The sequence below is a fragment of the Paenibacillus yanchengensis genome (assembly GCF_042684845.1).
Classification (GTDB): Bacteria; Bacillota; Bacilli; order Paenibacillales; family Paenibacillaceae; genus Pristimantibacillus; species Pristimantibacillus yanchengensis.
In genome coordinates this window covers 1-18,716 of record NZ_JBHUMH010000050.1, presented here as the reverse complement: position 1 = coordinate 18,716, position 18,716 = coordinate 1, and the positions used below count along the sequence as shown (strand labels likewise).

Annotated in this window: 17 protein-coding genes; 5 read left to right on the top strand and 12 right to left on the bottom strand. The window is 33.5% G+C overall.

Features of this window, described 5'->3' with window-relative positions; translation table 11 throughout:
• Positions 1-814 precede the first annotated feature (814 nt).
• The gene (locus ACFSTH_RS13035; protein WP_377774253.1) at positions 815-1,204 is read left to right on the top strand and encodes a VOC family protein; all 390 of its coding nucleotides are present in this window, start codon (positions 815-817) and stop codon (positions 1,202-1,204) included.
• 91 nt (positions 1,205-1,295) lie between these two features.
• Here ACFSTH_RS13035 and ACFSTH_RS13030 read toward each other — a convergent pair whose 3' ends face one another.
• A complete protein-coding gene (locus ACFSTH_RS13030; protein WP_377774255.1) occupies positions 1,296-1,724 on the bottom strand; it encodes a hypothetical protein in 429 nt (142 codons plus the stop codon).
• A gap of 258 nt (positions 1,725-1,982) precedes the next feature.
• Between ACFSTH_RS13030 and ACFSTH_RS13025 the strand changes: the two genes are divergently transcribed.
• The gene (locus tag ACFSTH_RS13025) at positions 1,983-2,318 is read left to right on the top strand and encodes a helix-turn-helix domain-containing protein (protein ID WP_377774257.1); all 336 of its coding nucleotides are present in this window, start codon (positions 1,983-1,985) and stop codon (positions 2,316-2,318) included.
• Between the two features lie 77 nt (positions 2,319-2,395).
• On the top strand, positions 2,396-2,899 hold the full coding sequence (locus ACFSTH_RS13020) for an ImmA/IrrE family metallo-endopeptidase (RefSeq protein ID WP_377774259.1): 504 nt from the start codon (positions 2,396-2,398) through the stop codon (positions 2,897-2,899).
• A gap of 256 nt (positions 2,900-3,155) precedes the next feature.
• Here ACFSTH_RS13020 and ACFSTH_RS13015 read toward each other — a convergent pair whose 3' ends face one another.
• From ACFSTH_RS13015 to ACFSTH_RS12980, 8 genes are all read right to left on the bottom strand, one after another.
• The gene (locus ACFSTH_RS13015) at positions 3,156-3,314 is read right to left on the bottom strand and encodes a hypothetical protein (RefSeq protein ID WP_377774261.1); all 159 of its coding nucleotides are present in this window, start codon (positions 3,312-3,314) and stop codon (positions 3,156-3,158) included.
• Positions 3,311-4,153, bottom strand: a complete 843-nt coding sequence (locus tag ACFSTH_RS13010; protein WP_377774263.1) for an ABC transporter substrate-binding protein — start codon at positions 4,151-4,153, stop codon at positions 3,311-3,313. Before ACFSTH_RS13010 ends, ACFSTH_RS13015 begins: the two co-directional genes overlap by 4 nt.
• Before the next feature lie 171 nt (positions 4,154-4,324).
• On the bottom strand, positions 4,325-6,217 hold the full coding sequence (locus tag ACFSTH_RS13005; RefSeq protein ID WP_377774265.1) for a hypothetical protein: 1,893 nt from the start codon (positions 6,215-6,217) through the stop codon (positions 4,325-4,327).
• Positions 6,210-7,457, bottom strand: a complete 1,248-nt coding sequence (locus ACFSTH_RS13000) for a hypothetical protein (RefSeq protein WP_377774267.1) — start codon at positions 7,455-7,457, stop codon at positions 6,210-6,212. Before ACFSTH_RS13000 ends, ACFSTH_RS13005 begins: the two co-directional genes overlap by 8 nt.
• 19 nt (positions 7,458-7,476) lie before the next feature.
• Positions 7,477-8,334 (bottom strand): ABC transporter ATP-binding protein, encoded by an 858-nt coding sequence (locus tag ACFSTH_RS12995; protein ID WP_377774269.1) that lies wholly within the window; start codon positions 8,332-8,334, stop codon positions 7,477-7,479.
• 2 nt (positions 8,335-8,336) lie between these two features.
• Positions 8,337-9,479, bottom strand: a complete 1,143-nt coding sequence (locus ACFSTH_RS12990; protein WP_377774271.1) for a hypothetical protein — start codon at positions 9,477-9,479, stop codon at positions 8,337-8,339.
• Positions 9,480-9,498: 19 nt separating this feature from the next.
• Complete coding sequence (locus ACFSTH_RS12985) at positions 9,499-10,557, bottom strand: hypothetical protein (RefSeq protein ID WP_377774273.1); 1,059 nt, start codon at positions 10,555-10,557, stop codon at positions 9,499-9,501.
• Positions 10,558-10,666: 109 nt separating this feature from the next.
• Positions 10,667-11,044: a hypothetical protein gene (locus ACFSTH_RS12980; protein WP_377774275.1), complete on the bottom strand. Its 378-nt coding sequence runs from the start codon at positions 11,042-11,044 to the stop codon at positions 10,667-10,669.
• Between the two features lie 1,074 nt (positions 11,045-12,118).
• Here ACFSTH_RS12980 and ACFSTH_RS12975 point away from each other — a divergent pair.
• On the top strand, positions 12,119-12,439 hold the full coding sequence (locus ACFSTH_RS12975) for a hypothetical protein (protein ID WP_377774277.1): 321 nt from the start codon (positions 12,119-12,121) through the stop codon (positions 12,437-12,439).
• Positions 12,440-12,778, top strand: coding sequence for a helix-turn-helix domain-containing protein (locus ACFSTH_RS12970; protein WP_377793708.1), 339 nt, complete (start codon positions 12,440-12,442; stop codon positions 12,776-12,778).
• 764 nt (positions 12,779-13,542) lie between these two features.
• On the opposite strand, the gene ACFSTH_RS12965 is transcribed toward ACFSTH_RS12970, so the two are convergent.
• The 3 genes from ACFSTH_RS12965 to ACFSTH_RS12955 all read right to left on the bottom strand — a co-directional run bounded on the left by ACFSTH_RS12965 (position 13,543) and on the right by ACFSTH_RS12955 (position 17,893).
• Positions 13,543-14,382, bottom strand: a complete 840-nt coding sequence (locus tag ACFSTH_RS12965) for a hypothetical protein (RefSeq protein WP_377774279.1) — start codon at positions 14,380-14,382, stop codon at positions 13,543-13,545.
• A 1,328-nt stretch (positions 14,383-15,710) separates the two neighbouring features.
• The gene (locus tag ACFSTH_RS12960; protein ID WP_377774281.1) at positions 15,711-16,736 is read right to left on the bottom strand and encodes a DUF4917 family protein; all 1,026 of its coding nucleotides are present in this window, start codon (positions 16,734-16,736) and stop codon (positions 15,711-15,713) included.
• 407 nt (positions 16,737-17,143) lie between these two features.
• Positions 17,144-17,893, bottom strand: coding sequence for a hypothetical protein (locus tag ACFSTH_RS12955; RefSeq protein ID WP_377774283.1), 750 nt, complete (start codon positions 17,891-17,893; stop codon positions 17,144-17,146).
• Positions 17,894-18,716: the final 823 nt, after the last annotated feature.

Here is an 18,716-nt window from a genome sequence, read left to right as displayed (position 1 = left end):
TTGCAATAGAAAAAAAAGCGTTACAGTAACTGCAACACCCTATCTCTTTGCTTCACTTAGATTTACACTGTTCTCACCCCTTTCCAAACAAAAAAGATCATCCGAGTTCGAATGACCTTTTATATTTGGATATTTTGTAGAGCAGTTATTAAGCAGTTGTTGAAGAGGAACAACTTGCTATGATATTACTATAACACCTTTTGGCAAGCTTGTTTTTCACTCTTTTTGCACTCTTTGTGTTGTGTCTACTTTTATAACTGCTCCAACAGATTAGAAGAGACTCGTATCGTTTGTTCAAACGACTGTTGCACCCCGCCTACTTCTTTCCCAAACAAAAAAGATCATCCGAGTTCGAATGACCTTTTATTATTGGATACTATGTAGAGCAGTTATTAAGCAGTTGTTGAAGAGGAACAACTTGCTATAATATTACTATAACACCTTTTGGCAAGCTTGTTTTTCACTCTTTTTGCACTCTTTGTGTTGTGTCTACTTTTATAACTGCTCCAACAGATTGGAAGAAACTCGCATCGTTTGTTTAAACAGCGACTAGTCCATCTACTTCTTTTTCCAGCAAAAAAGATCATCCGAGTTCGAATGACCTTCTATTATTGGATACTATGTAGAGCAGTTATGGAAGCAGTTGCGGAAGAGGAACAACTTGCTATGATATTACTATAACACCTTTTGGCAAGCTTGTTTTTCACTCTTTTTGCACTACTTAAGTTAGAACTTTATACACAGTTTACGGTTTATCTAAGGAAGAAATAATCTAGTTGTTTAAAAACGATAAGAAATTGAAAGGATGAATCATTTGGGATTATTACATCATATTGAAATTTACGTGTCAAACCTCAACCGTTCGGCTGAGTTCTGGGGATGGTTTCTGTCAGAGCTTGGTTATGCGCCATATCAACAATGGGAAGAAGGTCGTAGTTGGAAATTAGGAGATACCTACCTGGTGTTTGTTCAAGCAAAAGAAAAACATTTGGATGTGCCATACAATCGTTGTCAGGTAGGACTGAACCACTTAGCATTCCATGCGCTTTCGAAAGAACAAGTGGATCAGTTAACTGTAATGGTTCGTTCCAAGGGAATGACCGTGCTCTACGAAGATAAACATCCTTTCGCCGGTGGAGAAAATTACTATGCTCTGTTTTTCGAAGACCCCGACCGAATAAAGGTCGAATTAGTTGCTCCTTAAAAATAGAAATAAACGACATAAGCGAGAGCGTCAACAACCATAAATAGATGTAGTACAAACGTATTAGACGCTGCTCGCTAATCTTGACAACTCATAACTGTTCCACAATATCCGAAGGCACGCGCATCATTTTCTTCAACCGACTACTAATCTTACTTATAAAACTATAGGAGTAACCTAATTCATCAGCAATCGCTCCCAGCGGCATCAGTAATATGTCTCGCATATAAGCTACTTGGTGCTCTACACCTTTAAAATCTTTAATGTTTTCTTCGATCCGATCTCGAATTTGCTTCTTCTCATCGAGTCGTTTCGACACTTCTTGAATTTTCTCTACGACAATATCATATTGCGCTGCTGCCTTATCCAAAGAAACAAACACCGGATGGGTCGCAGATGGCAACTTCCCCTTATGCATTAACTTAACCGCTGCCTTCAACTCTATTTCCAAATCTAGCAAACGTAGTTCATAAATTTCAATCTCTTTCGTAATATCATAGTATAAAGTAACAAAATTCATATTTGTTCTCTCCCTTTGTTGTTTCATTTTAGAAACTAAATTAGTAAAAAAAAATAGCAACACAAATAAAATAAATAGAATATCTATTATTGACAGCTTTCACGTACATTGTGTTTCCTTTTCGAAACTAAACTAAGTATAATCAGCAAAAGTTTCAAAGTCAACAACAAAATTTCATTTGATAGCTTAAAATGTTGCTTTTATGAAACATATTATTTATAATAGGAGTAGATCTAATATAATGAAGGAGCATCGAATATGCGTACAATTGGTGAAGCAATTCGTGAACTACGTACAGCAAGAGGATTATCGTTAGAAGAACTTGCAGAACAGATGAACAAACGATATGGCTCAACCATTAACAAAGGGATGATTTCTAAATGGGAAAACGGTATCGGTGATCCTCGTTTAGAAAACGTTCGACAATTGGCATTGTTTTTCGATGTATCGCTCGATCATTTATTAGGTATCAATCACTCAGTAGAAATCGAAACAATCGCAGCACATCATGATGGAGAAGAATGGACAGAAGAAGAATTAGAAGAAATCGAAGCATTCAAACGATTTGTGAAAATGAAACGGCAAGAAAAATAATCGACTGGCTAAACGATGTAATAGTATTCCTCTACATCAAGCTATCGCTCAGAATTTGAATAACAGGAGTGACGTCTTTGGCATATGATGCATTGGTAAAAGAGGCCATGCAACAAGGAATTGACATCTACGAAATGCCTATGAAGCCACGAACAAAAGGACTATATGCGGATAAAACAATTTGGATAAACAAAGGAATAGAAACCGAAGTAGAAAAAAGCTGTGTACTTGCAGAAGAATTAGGACATTACTATACAAGTCAAGGTCATATTCTCGATCAACAAGATATTCGCAATCGAAAACAAGAATTAAAAGCTCGTCATTGGGCGTACGAAAAACTAATTCCACTATCACAATTAGTAAACGCCGCTGTGCTCGGCAATGTTGGCAGACACCTCATCGCAGAATGGCTCAATGTTACCGAATCTTTTTTGCAACAATCGATTGAATACTATCAGCGCAAATACGGCATTTTCACAACATGGAAAAACTATATTATTTTCTTTGAACCACTGTCTGTTTCAACGATTCGAGAACGACTTGGAACCAAAGAAGAAGTAAGCTATTCCATCGACCAATAGTTTTTACACTCGTTCAACTAACACTAGTAAAACTTTTTTTTACACCAAAAAACAGAACATACATTCGTGCTAAATTTGTCGAATTTCATTTTCTCCCAGCTTAAACACTGCAACTTTATACTAATGACCACAAACGCCCAACAACCCTGTGTCTACTACTTCAAAAGTATTCACAGGGTTTGCATATCTATTTGGCTCAAGCTTTTCTAATTTAAAGCACTAGACGTATGTGTCAAATAGGGCATGCCCTACAACACTATTTCTCTTTACTTGATTGCAATATTTCTAACGAAACTTCACCTTCCGCTTGTATCGTCGCTATCGCATCATCTAATGTCTTATTATTAGTAAGAACTTCTGTTAATTCACGATCGGCAATTTGCCAGATAGCATGTTGCAATCCTTGTGGCATCATACTTTGTTCTTGAACGATTTACTTAATGACTGTGCAAAGTCGTCACCATTAACGAACTTCATAAACTCCCAAGCCATATCAAGCTTACTCGTGTTTAGATTAATTGCAAAAATACTGGAAACGAAAAAGCCATTGCTAGTATCTGGTTTTCTTTCATCTATAGGTACAGTAACAACATCCCAGTTTACCGGTTTAGACCCTTTTTCAATCATATTTAACAAATAATAATTATCCACTGTCATCGCCGATTGACCCACTAGAAACACATTTTGTTGACTTAATATTTCATCTTGCATGTTACTATGTACTTTCGCTGTCTCACTTGGTTCATAAACTAATTTATTTTTATAAGCATTAACAATTAATTCAAATATCTGTCGCCAATCCGGACTATCCATCACCAACTGATTACGATCGTGGTCAAACAACTTCACGCCATTATACTCAGCAATAGTTTTTACGAAATTAAAAGGATCATTTTGAAATGGCTGCGATATGCCATTTACACCTTCTACCTGCCCAACAAACCTCTTTGCCAAATGAAATACTTCATCCCAAGTCATATGATTAGTTTGATATGGAATTGCAAGTTCATCAAAAAGATCTTTATTATAGAACAGCGTTGTACTAAAAAACGTTGGTGCCAATCCATATAATCTTCCATTTCCTTTCGTCTTTAAGTACTCCATCACAGCTGGAAGTATCTCTTCTCTATCAAAATCTTTGCTAGACACCAAATCACTAATATCGAGCAATGCATTTTCATCCATTAACCAATCATACTCATCACTATTTAATACCATAATATCAGGCTGATGCTCATTAACAAATTGCTTCAAGCTTTCTTTTATGCAACTACTCTCTCTCCACTTCAATTATTAATAATGACATGCTTCAAGCCTGCTAATTCAGATACTAGCAAAAAAATCTAATTACTACTTCTGAAAAAATTGAAAATGATTGTTATTTGATGTAAGTAATGCTATCGGATCAAGTTTTTCATGCTCCTATTATAAAGCGAGATTAAGTGTGGATACTTGTTGCTTATTCAGCAGTTCTTTGTAATACAATATATTATCTTCGATATAGAAGTCCTCTGTGTAAATATCATTAACCGTATGTACCTCACCGGTGTTGTATAGGTATCGCTTTAGACGATATTGAAGATCAACATAAAAAACATCGCCATTATAGTAAAAAACTCCAATCCCAGTTACAACATCATTGGTTACTAGCTTCATTTTGTTTGTTTTACGATCCATAATAAACAATTCCGATCCTTGCACATAATAAATATTGTTTTTGTTCAACCAAAATAACGAATTAACGGTACTTAGTTGTTCCTTGTTTTCCCTTGTAAGCATACCAAAAAATTCTTCTTGATTTTCTTTCATGTTGGAATAAATCAGTGTTTGTTTAAAATTCTCCATACTAATGCCATAAATTTGTATACCCGCATACTTTTCATCCTGCGTCGAATAGTAGGTCCAACCTTCATGTACAAAAATTGATAGTATTTTTTTACTGGAATTTTGCTTAAAAGGATCTCGTATTATTGAAAATTGCTCTCCTGTTATTTTATTAGTTGCTACAATATCATTATCTTCTATTTGCATATGTACATTATAATTTTCTGTTTCTCCAGTGTATGCTCCCTTATTTACATGATAAGTAAAGATGTGATCCGAATTTTCACTACTTTGACAACCTTGCAACATTATGCTACTACTAAATATACATACAACTAACCCTAGTTTAACTAAGTTGCTATTATATTTTGCTTTCCATTGTATACCTGCATATTTTCTAAAAGTAAACACAAACAGTAGCACTGTCACTAGCAAATAGAACATTAAAAGCATTAGAAATTCTTTCTTTTCTAGCGCTTGAAAAGTAATTTGTCTCGTTGAGCTACCTCCTGTTGCATAGAGAATCGTATATTTATCTCCCCATAGATAAGCCGATCCTTCCAGCAAACCAGCAGGAATAGGTAAATAATATAACAAGGATTGACCCATCAATAAGACAAAGGGTAACAAAACAAGGACACTACTTGTAAACAATGTAATAATTGTTTTTTTACTAATTACTCCTATAAGCGATATACAACCCATAAAAAATAGCGATCCGATCATGCGAAGTAACAACTTTAGTAGTAATGCTTCATTTAATGTTATTTTATAATCACTTGTAGAGAAATAAGTTAAACTTTGTAATGGATAATTACCGTGATGTAAGCCTACCATCGCATGGACACAGATCCAATCTACGATATAAAACAGTAGCGTTAACATTAGCGCTATAAAGCTTCCAATCACTAGTTTTATTATTCCAACAACATATTTCCCTTTTTTACTAGATTGTAACAGTAATATCATATCCTGTTCATATTCGTAACAAAATAGTGGCGTTAACAAAATAATCAATACGAGCAATAACAAAAAATCTGGTATTCCATGCGATAGAAGTGTATTCCATCCCCGCTCATCGACAATGTAACGCTCGCTTGGCGCCTCTTTGACATAGAAATATTGATTATATAACAAGTGAAACACAGCACTGTTGCTCATCTTTTCATAATATTGTTTACTTTTATCTTTATAATAAATATCTTCTATTTCTCCTGCTTGCCATTGCTGTGACAACTTATCCAATTCATATTGCGCATGAACTACAGCTTCATATTCCTGCTTCATTTGTTGTTCTTTTTCCGTCGTTAAAGGACCAGTATATTGTTGTAAATAATAGTGATACCCCTCAGGATTCCGCTCAATAATCGTTTCTGTATGATAACCGGATTGTATCGTAATTACAATTTTAAAAAGCAATGCTATCGTAACAATGATCCAACCTTTTTGCTTCACGAATAATTTGTTAAATTCTTCTAACCACAAACTACTCACCAACTTTCCTAACAGACCACTTAATATACTTCATACTTCGTGTACTACAACGGAATATGATTATCAACAGTAGAAGTGCTGTGAACAATTGTACAGCTAGACTTACAATCGGTCGTAACATAAAATGGTTGGCGATATTTATACCGAATAGTTCCTGATATAATCCATCTACTTTTAATAACGTAAAAGGACTGGCTAGCGCTACTATCGTTTTTCCAAATGAAACAGATGCAAAATAACCACTTGAAAACAAACCAACAATTATAAACAACAAACTTAGTATGTAAGGATAAATGACTTGTTGGAATAACGTGGAAAAGAATGCTATCCACCAGCCAACCATAACTAAAGCGGTAAATTTGAAAAAGACCAGTAAACAGTAAAATTGTAGCACCGATATATTTAAAGGGGTATATTGAAAAGATTGTAACGCGTATAGTGGCATATCCTTCCCTTCAAGCCCGTACAAGATATGAATAGTAGTTATATTCGTAATAGCAAATATACTAACCAAAATTGCTATATATAAAATAGTGGATAGCAGTTTTGCTATGGACATATTCTTTTTTCCATTTTTTGAAGATAAGATAAGCTGATCCATATCTAGTTCCCGTTCTTGTACATAGATAGGTACTACTCCTAGCAGGACAAGTAATAAAAGAAATGCATCTGACAAACGATAAGTAAATAACTTTTCCCACGTCTTACTATCATAAAACTCATATATTGCCCGATGCTTATATTGTTTCGTAATATATTCATTTTTAGCTAACTCATAAGGTAGCTCATGCATTGTATAAAATTTAATATTGGCGTTAGCTTTATCCAGCACCTGCTTTATATTTTCTTCGTACTCAACAGCATATAGCATCGGTTCGTAAATATATTTGGTAATCATCATATAATCAGTCCATATATAACCGGTGTAAGTGTCTGGTTGATATTCCCGACTATAAGCTCGGTTCGCTACAAGTTCCCTCAGTCTGCTATATTCATCGACGACATATTGTGCTCGTTCATTCGTAATTTTCCCATCTAATTTTTGATGCATTTCCTCATAAAAAGTCCACTCTGTTTCAAACTCTTGTGTATGAGGCATGAAGTACTCCATTAGACCATCCCCTGATACATAAGGGCGATATATCATCAGTACATTTAATACTAAAAATAGGAGAGTCGTAAGGAGTATATAACGTTTCCAATAATTTTTGCGCAACTCATAATATATTAGTCGTAACATTTTTCAACTCCTACATAAATTATGGAAATAAAGATAAAAATATATCTTCTAGCGTTGGTGAAGCTAAGTTGGCTTCTCCTTCTGGTCTATGATCACTAATAATTCTTAGTTGAAATTTAGCTCCTTGTCTCTTTATATTGCGAACTTGATATTTCTCTACCCACTGCTCCAGTTCCGCTTCTTCCACTAATACATGCCATACCTTACCTGCAATAGTTGCTTCTAGCTGCTCTACTTTCCCTTGTAACACTAATTTACCTTCATTAATAATCAAAACTTCTTTCGCTATATACTCCACGTCAGATACAATATGTGTAGCTAATAGTACTAATTTATCTTTACCTAATCTAGCAATAATGTTACGAAATCGAATGCGTTCAGTTGGATCAAGTCCTGCTGTTGGTTCGTCTAATATTAAAATAGCAGGATGATTAAGAATAGCTTGTGCAATACCTAATCGTTGCCGCATTCCACCAGATAAAGCACCTACTTTTTTTCTATAAGCATCCGTCAAATTAACGAGTTCTAATACTTCTTCAATTCTCGTCTTCACTTGTTTTTGAGGTATACCTTTTACGGCACACATGTACTTCAAAAACTCATCGACTCGAAAGTTTTTATAAAAAATAGGGTATTGCGGTAAATACCCTATTTTATCTAAATATGCTGTGCCTAGTAGAGCAATGTTCTCTCCATTAAAAATCACCGTTCCTTGATCAGCACGCAAAATCCCAATAAGAATACTTATCATTGTCGTCTTTCCAGCACCATTAGGTCCCAATAGACCATATACTCCTGCACTTAATGTTGTACTTATCCCTTGCAATACTGTTTTTTTTCCATACTGTTTTGTAATTTGTTCTAATTTTAGTTCCACCCTCATCCCTCACTTACGAAAACAACAGATTGATAAGTTCCTGATTGCTCGATTATTAATGGATAATACTTATTATTAGCATCTGAATTAATTTCAATAATTTTGCCTATCGAGTTCTCTACATCATATATTTCTTCTTTCACTATTTTTCCAAACTGTTTTTCATTTATCTGATATTGGCGAACGCGTAGTTGATTATCGGACAATATTTTAGCAGCAATAACAAACTCACTATCACTTGATATGACTGCTGTCGTACTTTCAGTATCATCTACTTGCAGCGTTACGGACTTACCGGATTCTAACTCTAAAAGTAATAGCTTACCACTTGACTGCTCACTATTAATATAAACATCATCAGTAATGATCGCGTAATAATCCGATATTTGGATATTATTACCTTGAAATTGCGGATCATCTTCATATAACGTTACTTTTTTACTGCTTCGATCCATAAAGCCATAGTGAAATTTCACTTCATTACCATCATCTTTTTTTCCAAAAAATACAATACCTTTATTGTCATGAGTAAATGCTGCTTTATCCCAGCTTAATGGATGACTTTCATCTGATAGTTGTTCTATTTGCTGCGTACCGATTTCATATGTATATGTTTCCCAGCCATTAGACCAAAGAAATATATCTCCTGTTTTAGAAACTGCCTTAAAGTTGTTTATATTTTGCATTGATTCTGGTAGTAGATTCGTAACCTCTATTTCATCTACTAGTTTAAGCTGCTCATCATAGATATGATAAGTGAGTCCTTGCCATGTGCTCGGCGGATATACAATTTCCATTCCACTTTTTCTTTGTACTTGAGTAGGCTCATTACCAGCAAACATTTCGATCACATAACCTTCATCTATTCGCTTCATAGATCCTACATACGTATGTGGTTCTAAAGCAACGCTCTGCACCTGTTTATTGTTCAGTCGATCATACAACATTAGTTCATTCGTTACATAATCAACTTTTATCTCCATAAATAATGGAGTATCATCTTCCGCTTTAATAGATGTTTCCGTCACTTCTTTTTGTTGTTGAAACGCTTCTGGTTGATGATTATTTGTAGGCGATTGCTCGCAGGATACTAACAGCAACATCACTATTCCAATAAGAACTGTCATAATAGTTGTTATGCGCACTTATTTTACTCCTCCTACATTACTTATTTATTAGAAGCCTTGATTTCGTCTTATGGGGTGTAACGTTATCTGTTAAATAATCTCGCTCACTCATACCAGTTACTGCATAAATTGTATTTATTTCCTCTAGTTCCGTAGTATCTATCTCTACTGCAACTGTAGTTAGTTTACCTTTAGCAGTCTTCGTTGTTATATAATCGTAGTTACCGTTAACTTTCACAGGTTGATGGTTAATAAATATGGTCGTATTATACGTTGCTTCTACACCACCATATATTTGAAATTTAAAGGTGGTCTTCCCGTTTACAGCAACAATGGGATCCTGTTCTTCACCAGTTCCTATTAATTTAATAACAGCACCAGCATCTAAATAATTAGCTACTCCATCTATTATTACATTTTCTCCCAAATCCAATATACCTTGTGGTATATCTTCCATAGTTGTTTCTTTGTAAGCTTTCTTCTGTCCAGTACCGTTATCTTTCATCTCTATCTCTTGGTATGTAGTGCTGCTTAAATGATGATACATACCAAAGTTAGAATTTTTAATATTTTCTGGTTGATAATCTGGTTGAAGGATAGTTACAAAAGCTACTCCTACTCTTTCCCCTTTTCTTCCTGACTGAGGAGTGAACACTGCATCAAACTCGACAGTCTCTTCGTGTGCTAAGGTAAACTGATTCATCACTTGTTCTTCACTGATTATCTCATTTCCCTTTTTGATAGTGTAAGGTTGGATTTGACCATCTACTAACAATATTAGTCCAAACTCAGAATGAACATCCTCGTCTTGACCTGTCGCATAAAATGGTAGACTAATAGGTTCTCCAGTAAAATCAAATAAAGCTCGTTCACCGTTGTCTGCATGTTGAAAACCAAAGCTAAAGCTCCCCATACTACGAGTACTATTACTAGTTTGATTGTCAAATATATCTAAAGGAGATTGCGTTACTAGCTGATTATTTGTCCCATTACTAGCATTGTTGCCATTATTCACGCTCTCCGAAGTTTTACTGCATCCTGCTAGTAATACAAAAGTACAACCAATTAACCAGAAATAGATTTTTATTTTTCTCATCAGCTCACCTCTTAATATCATAGTAGTTAATATAAAACAAACATGACAATGGAATAGCATACTTCCAAAGCCATGTTGTTTGATTCATATCAATATCTTTTTTCTATGTTTAGAATGTTTCAGCCAAATATTTCACAACACTGTTCTGCCCTCTTGCTTCATGTGCACTAAACGCAGCTAGTTTAGTGGAAGTTAGATTTGTTGCTTGTATAGAAGCTGTACTATTGTTAGTTTTAGTAACAGATGAATTAAATAATACATTACCTGTTGCATTTTCTTGCACTTCTAAAGTTGTAATAACCTTAGTTGAAGAAGTATAGTTAGCTATGGACGTAGATGCCGTAACAGTTGATCCGCTTTTGCTTAAATTGTAAGTAAACTTACCAAACTCGCTTGTATTAACCTCTGCAGCTAATGCACTACCTGATAATGCCATCATCATTACAACTGCCGTAAAACCCGCTACTTTTACTCTTAACTTTTTCATTAAATAATTCCTCCTATTTGTGTTATATTTTTTTACTGTTCACTTAGTAAATATTCTAAAAATAGTTATATTCACTAGATATAGTATATTGTATGTTGTTAATATTTGTCAACAGATTAATATATTAACTAATTTTTGATGATTAGACCTACTATCTATTCTAAGTTAATACCAGTATTGAATAGAAGAAAATAATTTTGACAGCAGTGGAGTGATAAAAGATAATTTCACTTTTACGAACATCGCTATTTTTCATTACTACATTTACAAAAAAGAAATTATATAAATAATAATTTTGTTTTGCGATGATAATAAAGCAGCGATTTCGCTGCTTTATAAGATTGCTATACGATATCCTAACTATAGTTTCAAGCACGTAACGATGAACAGATATTAATCTGCTGATCACATTCGCCCATTAAATGGTAACATATCCCATTGTTGATGTATAGCTATTATGGAATTATTCACTTTAAAAGTATTAAATTCTTGTAATTTACATAAAAAATTTACAGAAAAGTATTACTTACATATTGTTTGAATTATAAAATTGAATTCTTTAATAAATTTTTGATATCATTCCTAACTATAAAAACTTCAAATTTTAACAACAAAAAAGCACCTCACAATCATGAACATAGTATCATAATAGTCTAGTACTTTGAATTTATAAATATATAACTAATACCGATCACCGAACATTTCACCTGTGAATAAATCGATTAAAGTTAATTATAGTGCAGTCAATAAGCCTCGAACCTCCACATGCTTGCGCCCACTACCCACTCTATGTATAAATTTGGAATGTCAACACTAAGCAGGACAAAAATTATAGGGATTTATCTTGAATTCCACAGGTATTAAATAGCCTAGTTTTTCATAAATTCGTAGGTTGTTGAACTCTGACATACATCACACTTACTTTCCATTCACTTGTTTCGTGTTTCGGCAAAAGGAAGCCGTTTTTTGCAAATATACTCAGAGAACTAGAGTACTCTACATAATTAAGTTTCCCCCCATTTTTCATATTATTCAAATCTGCTAAATGCGCTGTAATTCGATGGATGCCAAGATTTGGCGAGAACTTATATGCAATTCACTTATACGATACGAAAATCTGTTGATGACCTATTCCCAAAAGCCGAAGCTGACGATTTACTGCGAGCGTTAACATTATTGAAGCCCGTTGCCTTGTTACAGCAAGTAAGTGCGTTGTTTACATTAAAAGATTTGATCGACAACGAATTACACGAGCTTTCTTTTGGTAGCTATGTACAAGTACAAGGCTTATTTATCCAATTATTTGTTGAGATGCTGCGAACGATATATAAAACCTCATTCTTACAAGATCAGCCTCGCTTTCCTTTAAGAACAAAAGATGATAGCCGTACCTAAATTAGTAATCTATTTTTCGAGAAAATTATTGAACAACCATTAACAATAGAACAATTAGCCTTAAAACTACATTTTAGCGTCAAACAAACCTATCGCGTTATTCAGCAACTTTACGGTAAATCTTTTAAAGAAATTGTAAAAGACTATAAAATGGAAAGAGCAAATGAACTGCTTAAATCCACTTCCCTCACTCTATACCAAATATCCGATATACTAGGTTATAATGAACTGGACATTTTTCACGTCAATTTACTGCAACTACAGGTTTTACTCCTAATGAATTTCGCATGCAACATGCTCGAAGTCAGTGATAATAATATGACATTCTGTTCTCCTTGAAAGATCTATCAATGTTACTTTTAATTACATGAAGTAGACTTTACTTTTTGCTATACCTGTTAAAAGCCAATTCTCATCTACACAAGCGATTAAAGCACTAGATGAAGTAAACACAGGTGCATCATGCGGGCTTATCCAATTCAATTGCAAAGAGCTATCCATTATCATTTTTTACAGGCTCACTGTTAATAATGTTAATCTTAATTCCAGGCTGGCTAAATGTATCATTCGTAATGATTTTAAATTTGTTACCTTGCAACATAAAAGCATCACCACTCGTAAGATTCAGATTAATTGAAGCTGATGAAAGAAAAACTGTTATCTTGTCTTCTATGAGTGCAAACACGTTGCCACTTCTAAAAGATGAATTACTATTGTTTATATAAGCATATACACTCTCAATGACAATCATTTTTGAACATAATTTCATAGTGTAGATGCCGTATAATCCCCTTGTAATACCCGTAACATTTCATTGATTTCTGAGATCACCATATATTTTTTATTATTCTAGTCAATACACTAAGGGAATAGGTAGCATTCTTTTTTTTATTATTTACTTTGTGAAATTTGAGCTTAGAATTGATGTTAGGAATTGAACATCATAAAGCCGCATCTTCACTAGGTTGAAATATTCTAATTTTACGCTGATTGTTGTACCTCAAATTGTAGTCGTTGTAAATTAGTAACTCACATTTTATGTATTCAAACCTTTCTATAATGGGTAACTAAGCAAAGAAAAAAGCCTACCTTATAAGGTAGGCTTAAATCAATTCCTTATTCAATATTGACTTTTTTAGAGATTCAAATTCTTCTTTTGAAATCAATTTTTTTTCATATAGTTCTGAAATCTTCAAAATTTCGTCTGAAACACTGCCACTACTTTGAATAGGTTCACTTTTTTCATTTTCTTTGTCGTTCTTTATTATATAAGACAACAAATTATACCAATGTGTTACATCATTGTAATAAGATTTTTCTTTAGATACTTCGGCTTCAAACTTTTGAAAAGTTATTTCATAGTATGTTTTAAATGAGTTATTAACTATAATTCTTAATTGTATTTTTTTGACCATTTCTTTTGTAGTTTGAGATGCACCCGTTCCACCAATAATAGCTCCAACACCACCAGCTAAAGCACCACCAATAATAGCTCCACCAAATTGACCTTTTCTCGAAGTTTTAGTTATAGAACTTCCATCACTTAATATTTCTAGTTGTAGGATATCATCATATGGAAAAGTTGTAGCGACATAAGATATATCAATAGAATCATTAAGTATTGACATTGGTGTAATTTCATCTAATTTTTCATGATCAAATTCTATTAAGCATACTTTCTTTCTGTTTTCATCAATTGCTATTGCTGTCATTTTATTGACAGAAACAAATTGCTGTGTTGTCTCAAAATCCCCAACATTCTGTATAGTGCTACTCAAGCTACTGTCTAGTTGCTGCTGAATTAATTCCACTTTTCGAAGATCTTTTATTGACGAATTCCTTGCTAATACAAAACCAACAATCAGAAATAGTATACTAGTCACCATTAACCAAGTAATACTCTTAGCAAATCCTATTAAAAACAAAATACTAAACACAATCATAAAAAGACATCCTACTAATAGTCCTATTTAACACACCACCAAAACCTATATTTTCCATCATTTTATCATCATTTGCAAAATAGGTCTATAGAATTAATAAAAATAATATAATAGTAGTCTGATCGATCTATTTGCTTGACAAAGCATCAACTTTTATAAAATATAATTTTAATATTTCAATCATATCTATTTCATCATCTGGATTAGGTGCAACACAAAAAATCATATCGTCTATTGTCCAATGATAATAAAAATCTTGGCTTTCATAAAAGTTGCTTTCCATCTTTTTTGAATATTACAATTAAATCTGATTTATTTTTTCGTTCCTGCACAAATAACTTAATCCCATCTTGTTCTAAAAATTCTACTCTCATCTTAAAAGCTTCTATTTTCTATTTTTCCATTTATGCGAAAGTGGGTATGCTAGCAGCTCACCTTTTCATTTGTTAGAATGACGAAACATCTTATGTAGTGTAAAGACATCACAACCATTCATTAACATTTTTGAGCAAAGGTATGACGATAGGTATGCGCTAATAATTTTTTTGTCTCTAAATGCCATTGCAGCTTTAAGTCTTTTAAATGTAGACTTGCACCGTCAACAGACAGCTGTTTGTTTGATTGGTTGATTGATCTCTTACAAATAAATATTCTGGCAACTCATCGAAATCAAATGTGCAAGCATCTGTTTTATTTCATTGTCCGTAAATGCTTCTAACTTTCTAACAATGGATTAAATAGTTTTTGATAAGTTTGAATAGCAAATTTTAATAACAAAAAAACACCCCTCTATCATGAATTTAGTGTCATGATAAAAGAGTGTGTTGGATTTACAAAATAGGTGCGCTTCTCGACCACTATATTATTACCCTGTAGATATGTCGATAAAAGTCATATATGGTGCGGTCGAGAGGACTCGAACCTCCACGGGCTTGCGCCCACTAGCCCCTCAAAGTACTACTTCCTATAATTCAGCATCTGTTATAGTGCTAATAAACCGCATAGTATCAATGTTTTTCAGTTTTAAACTTACTGTTTATTTTATTTCTTTAGAGTTTAACAGTAGTTTTTACATCAGTTTTACATCAAGTGATGTTAAACTTACAAATAAATCAAATTAGAACTGTTAAGCATTTGTCAATAATAACCTAGATGTTAGCTAAGTTAGCTAATCATGTGTTCAGATTATCAATCGCCATTTCATTCTTACTATAAGGTAACTCCCTCAGTTTGAAGAGTATTGCTCACGCATGCTGAGTTAGAAATAGATAAAATCAATTTACTGATAACAACTCAATATCTATTCCTGTACCTAGTTCTTTATTTTCTTAACGTGATCTACGAATTATCCCAAACCAAGGATCATGCTCGACCTCGAAGAAACTATCAGAATTAAAAAAAACTACTTCTTTACCTTCAAATATCTTATTTATTCTAGCTTTTTTATAGTTGATATCTGCATCGCTTCTACCATTTGAGTATACCCCGTAAACAATCTTTGCTATTTCTGACTTTTTAATAGCTCTTACTATGTGTTGATCCGAGTGTTGATCTAAGCTGTGTCCAAATATTGTAAGTGTACCTTGGGTCTTTATTAATCTAACATAACAATGCTGTAAATAAGGATTGGAATCGATTGCTTTTTTCTTAAGTTCCCAATCTCCTTCTGATACAAACAAAGGAGGAAGACCATTTTTTATATTGCTCTCCATCTTATCTAACAACATATCACCTGATGCACTCAATTTCTTAACTACTCCATCCTCTTCATATAAATGGAGAGCACCATGTAAATAGTATATTTTTCTTTTCTTCTTGGTTGCAAATGTTTCAGAAAAGTATAACTCACTCATTTTCTGACCATCTTCATAATCATAATAAAAACAATCTCCGAATTGATTATCTCGTTCTAGATTATTTACTGATAAAACAGTCCAGTATGTTAGTAAGTCGTAATTTGTCGTAAATATGTTTTGGGATTTTTGAAAAATAGATTGAGATGCTTCTTTGTATAAAGTACCTATCTGACTACTTTCAATATGGACAGCTCGCACTGTTTCTATAAGAGAATTTTTTATCCGATCATAACTATTCTGATGATTATCTTGTACTCCATAAATCTCATTAACTATTATTGAATTACTTAAGGTTTTTAGACACATTTCAAAATTACTTGTTTTTAAACTAGAAAATAGTGCATTGTCTTCTTTTTCTAAACCTTCGCACTTATCAAGTAGATTTTTATATGAAAAATTTTCTGAAAACCATATAGCGAAACCATTTCCTATTAATAGATTCTCTAGTAATTCTTCTTTTTCACCTAATTCATCAAACATTGGTAATTCAGCTTCCAATCTCCAACATCCCCTTTCATTATTTACTTCGACGAAAAAAGTTTTCCTGCAAGTGAAAAAGCACCAGTTATGGCGCTTTATAGTAACCAATTATATATTTCATCGAAATTTGTCACTAGATAATACAATCCTATTCCTCCTGCCAAACTTATAAAAAAACTTACTATTTTCCCTCTGAGTCTTAATATGTACCTGCTTATAAGTCCTACAGCGAAACCAGGGATAAATACAAATAATACGGCCATCTTCAGTAGTACCCAAACAGAATTCTTAAATACTGATGTATCAATGCCTTCCAACGGATTCATTTCATACCTTCCTCACATAAGCAATTATATAGGAAATTCCAATTTTTACAACATATCATACGCTCTGAGCGAGGAGTGTAATCATATAAAAAGCATCGGTTAGGGTGCTTTTCTCTGCATTGTCTGTTTATTTGGAAATATCCAATTTACTAATTTCAATTCTTCACAATAAATAACCTCTTCTTTTTCCCCATACAGCGTCTCGATAGTAGGATTATATAGTCTAATAAGTTTTAATCTTTCGTTTTTTAATGTAGAATACTCAAACTTCAAAGATACCATTTCTATACTCATTCCTTGAGTAGACTCGATTGGCACAAGGGGTACAAAGACCTCAATTCCCTGCTCGATTGACGCAAGACTGTACTTTTCACCTTTATGCTTTTGAACCCCGTCTAGTATATAATTGTATTGTACCTCTATATTACAATTAATAATAATAGGTGCTGTTCCGTAATGAGAAATTTTTAAATATGAAATTTTCAAGTTTTCGTATTCTGGTATAACTGGTTTCATTAGTAACGATTCAAAGCCTTCGGTCATGATAATTCGGCTATTTTCATGTGTCTTAGTATCCACTAACATTAGTTTTGCATTGAAATCTTGTATGTCAACATAAGAACGATTCTGTTCTATATCTTTTTTAATGTCTGATTCTCGCTGCTTTGTAAATTGAATTACCGCTATAACCACTGCTCCAATAAGCCCAATATAATTAGCGAGAAAACCTAACCAATCACCTTCGCTCCCGTTTACTCTTGGCGCTCTCCAACTCAATAAAAAATAATTGATCAATACTGGTATTACTAAAAACGAAATTATTGCTATTATTGTATTCCTACTTAACATATACTTCCCTCCTATTTGCATACTTCGACAAAAGAAAGCAATTCCCTCCAAATACAATCGTCAACTAGATTACTCTACATATTTAAGTTTCCCCGAAATTTTTGTACAACGCAAATCCGCTAAATGCGAAGTTGTCGTAACCGTTAAAGGCATCCGTTAAGGAGATTAGACGACAAAGACTGTGTTTTTAATAATGCCTACTGTCCTTTGACGGGGTAGTGGGCTTAACGGAATAGTTGAGAAATAAATTTAGCGATTACTGCGAAAAATACCGAAGTAAATAATGCAGTTGTGTATTCGACAAAATAAAAAGAAACTTGTGCAGAATTGAATTTTTTAATTTCCTTTTCGTGATACTTCACTATGAAACTCTTCTTTCGTTCAGACTGAAAGATCGTAACAATTAAACAATATGTAACTCCCCATAATAAACATAAAGCAAAAGCATTTAACCACTCTTCAGTGAATATACCTATTAGAATTCCTGCGATAAAATTCATAGTACACCGTCATGTTATTTCCCCATCGGCTGGAGTACTTGCTAGGTCATCAGGTTTATTAGATTATACTCCAGAAGTTATATTTTGGCGATATATAGAAATTTATAAAACATTTACGTTATTATACTAATCAAAACCTATTTACGTTTGCTGGGATGTTTGCGTATAGTTCCAAAAAGCCGCAATGGGAAAACATTGAAGTGCTCCCTGTCAAGTGGACAGTGTAAAAAACAAAAATAGTTAGGTTAGATACCTCGGCTCGTTTTAACAGAGCTGAGGTTCTTTTCGTTACGCAGCTCTTCGGTATTCGTTAGGTGAAAAGT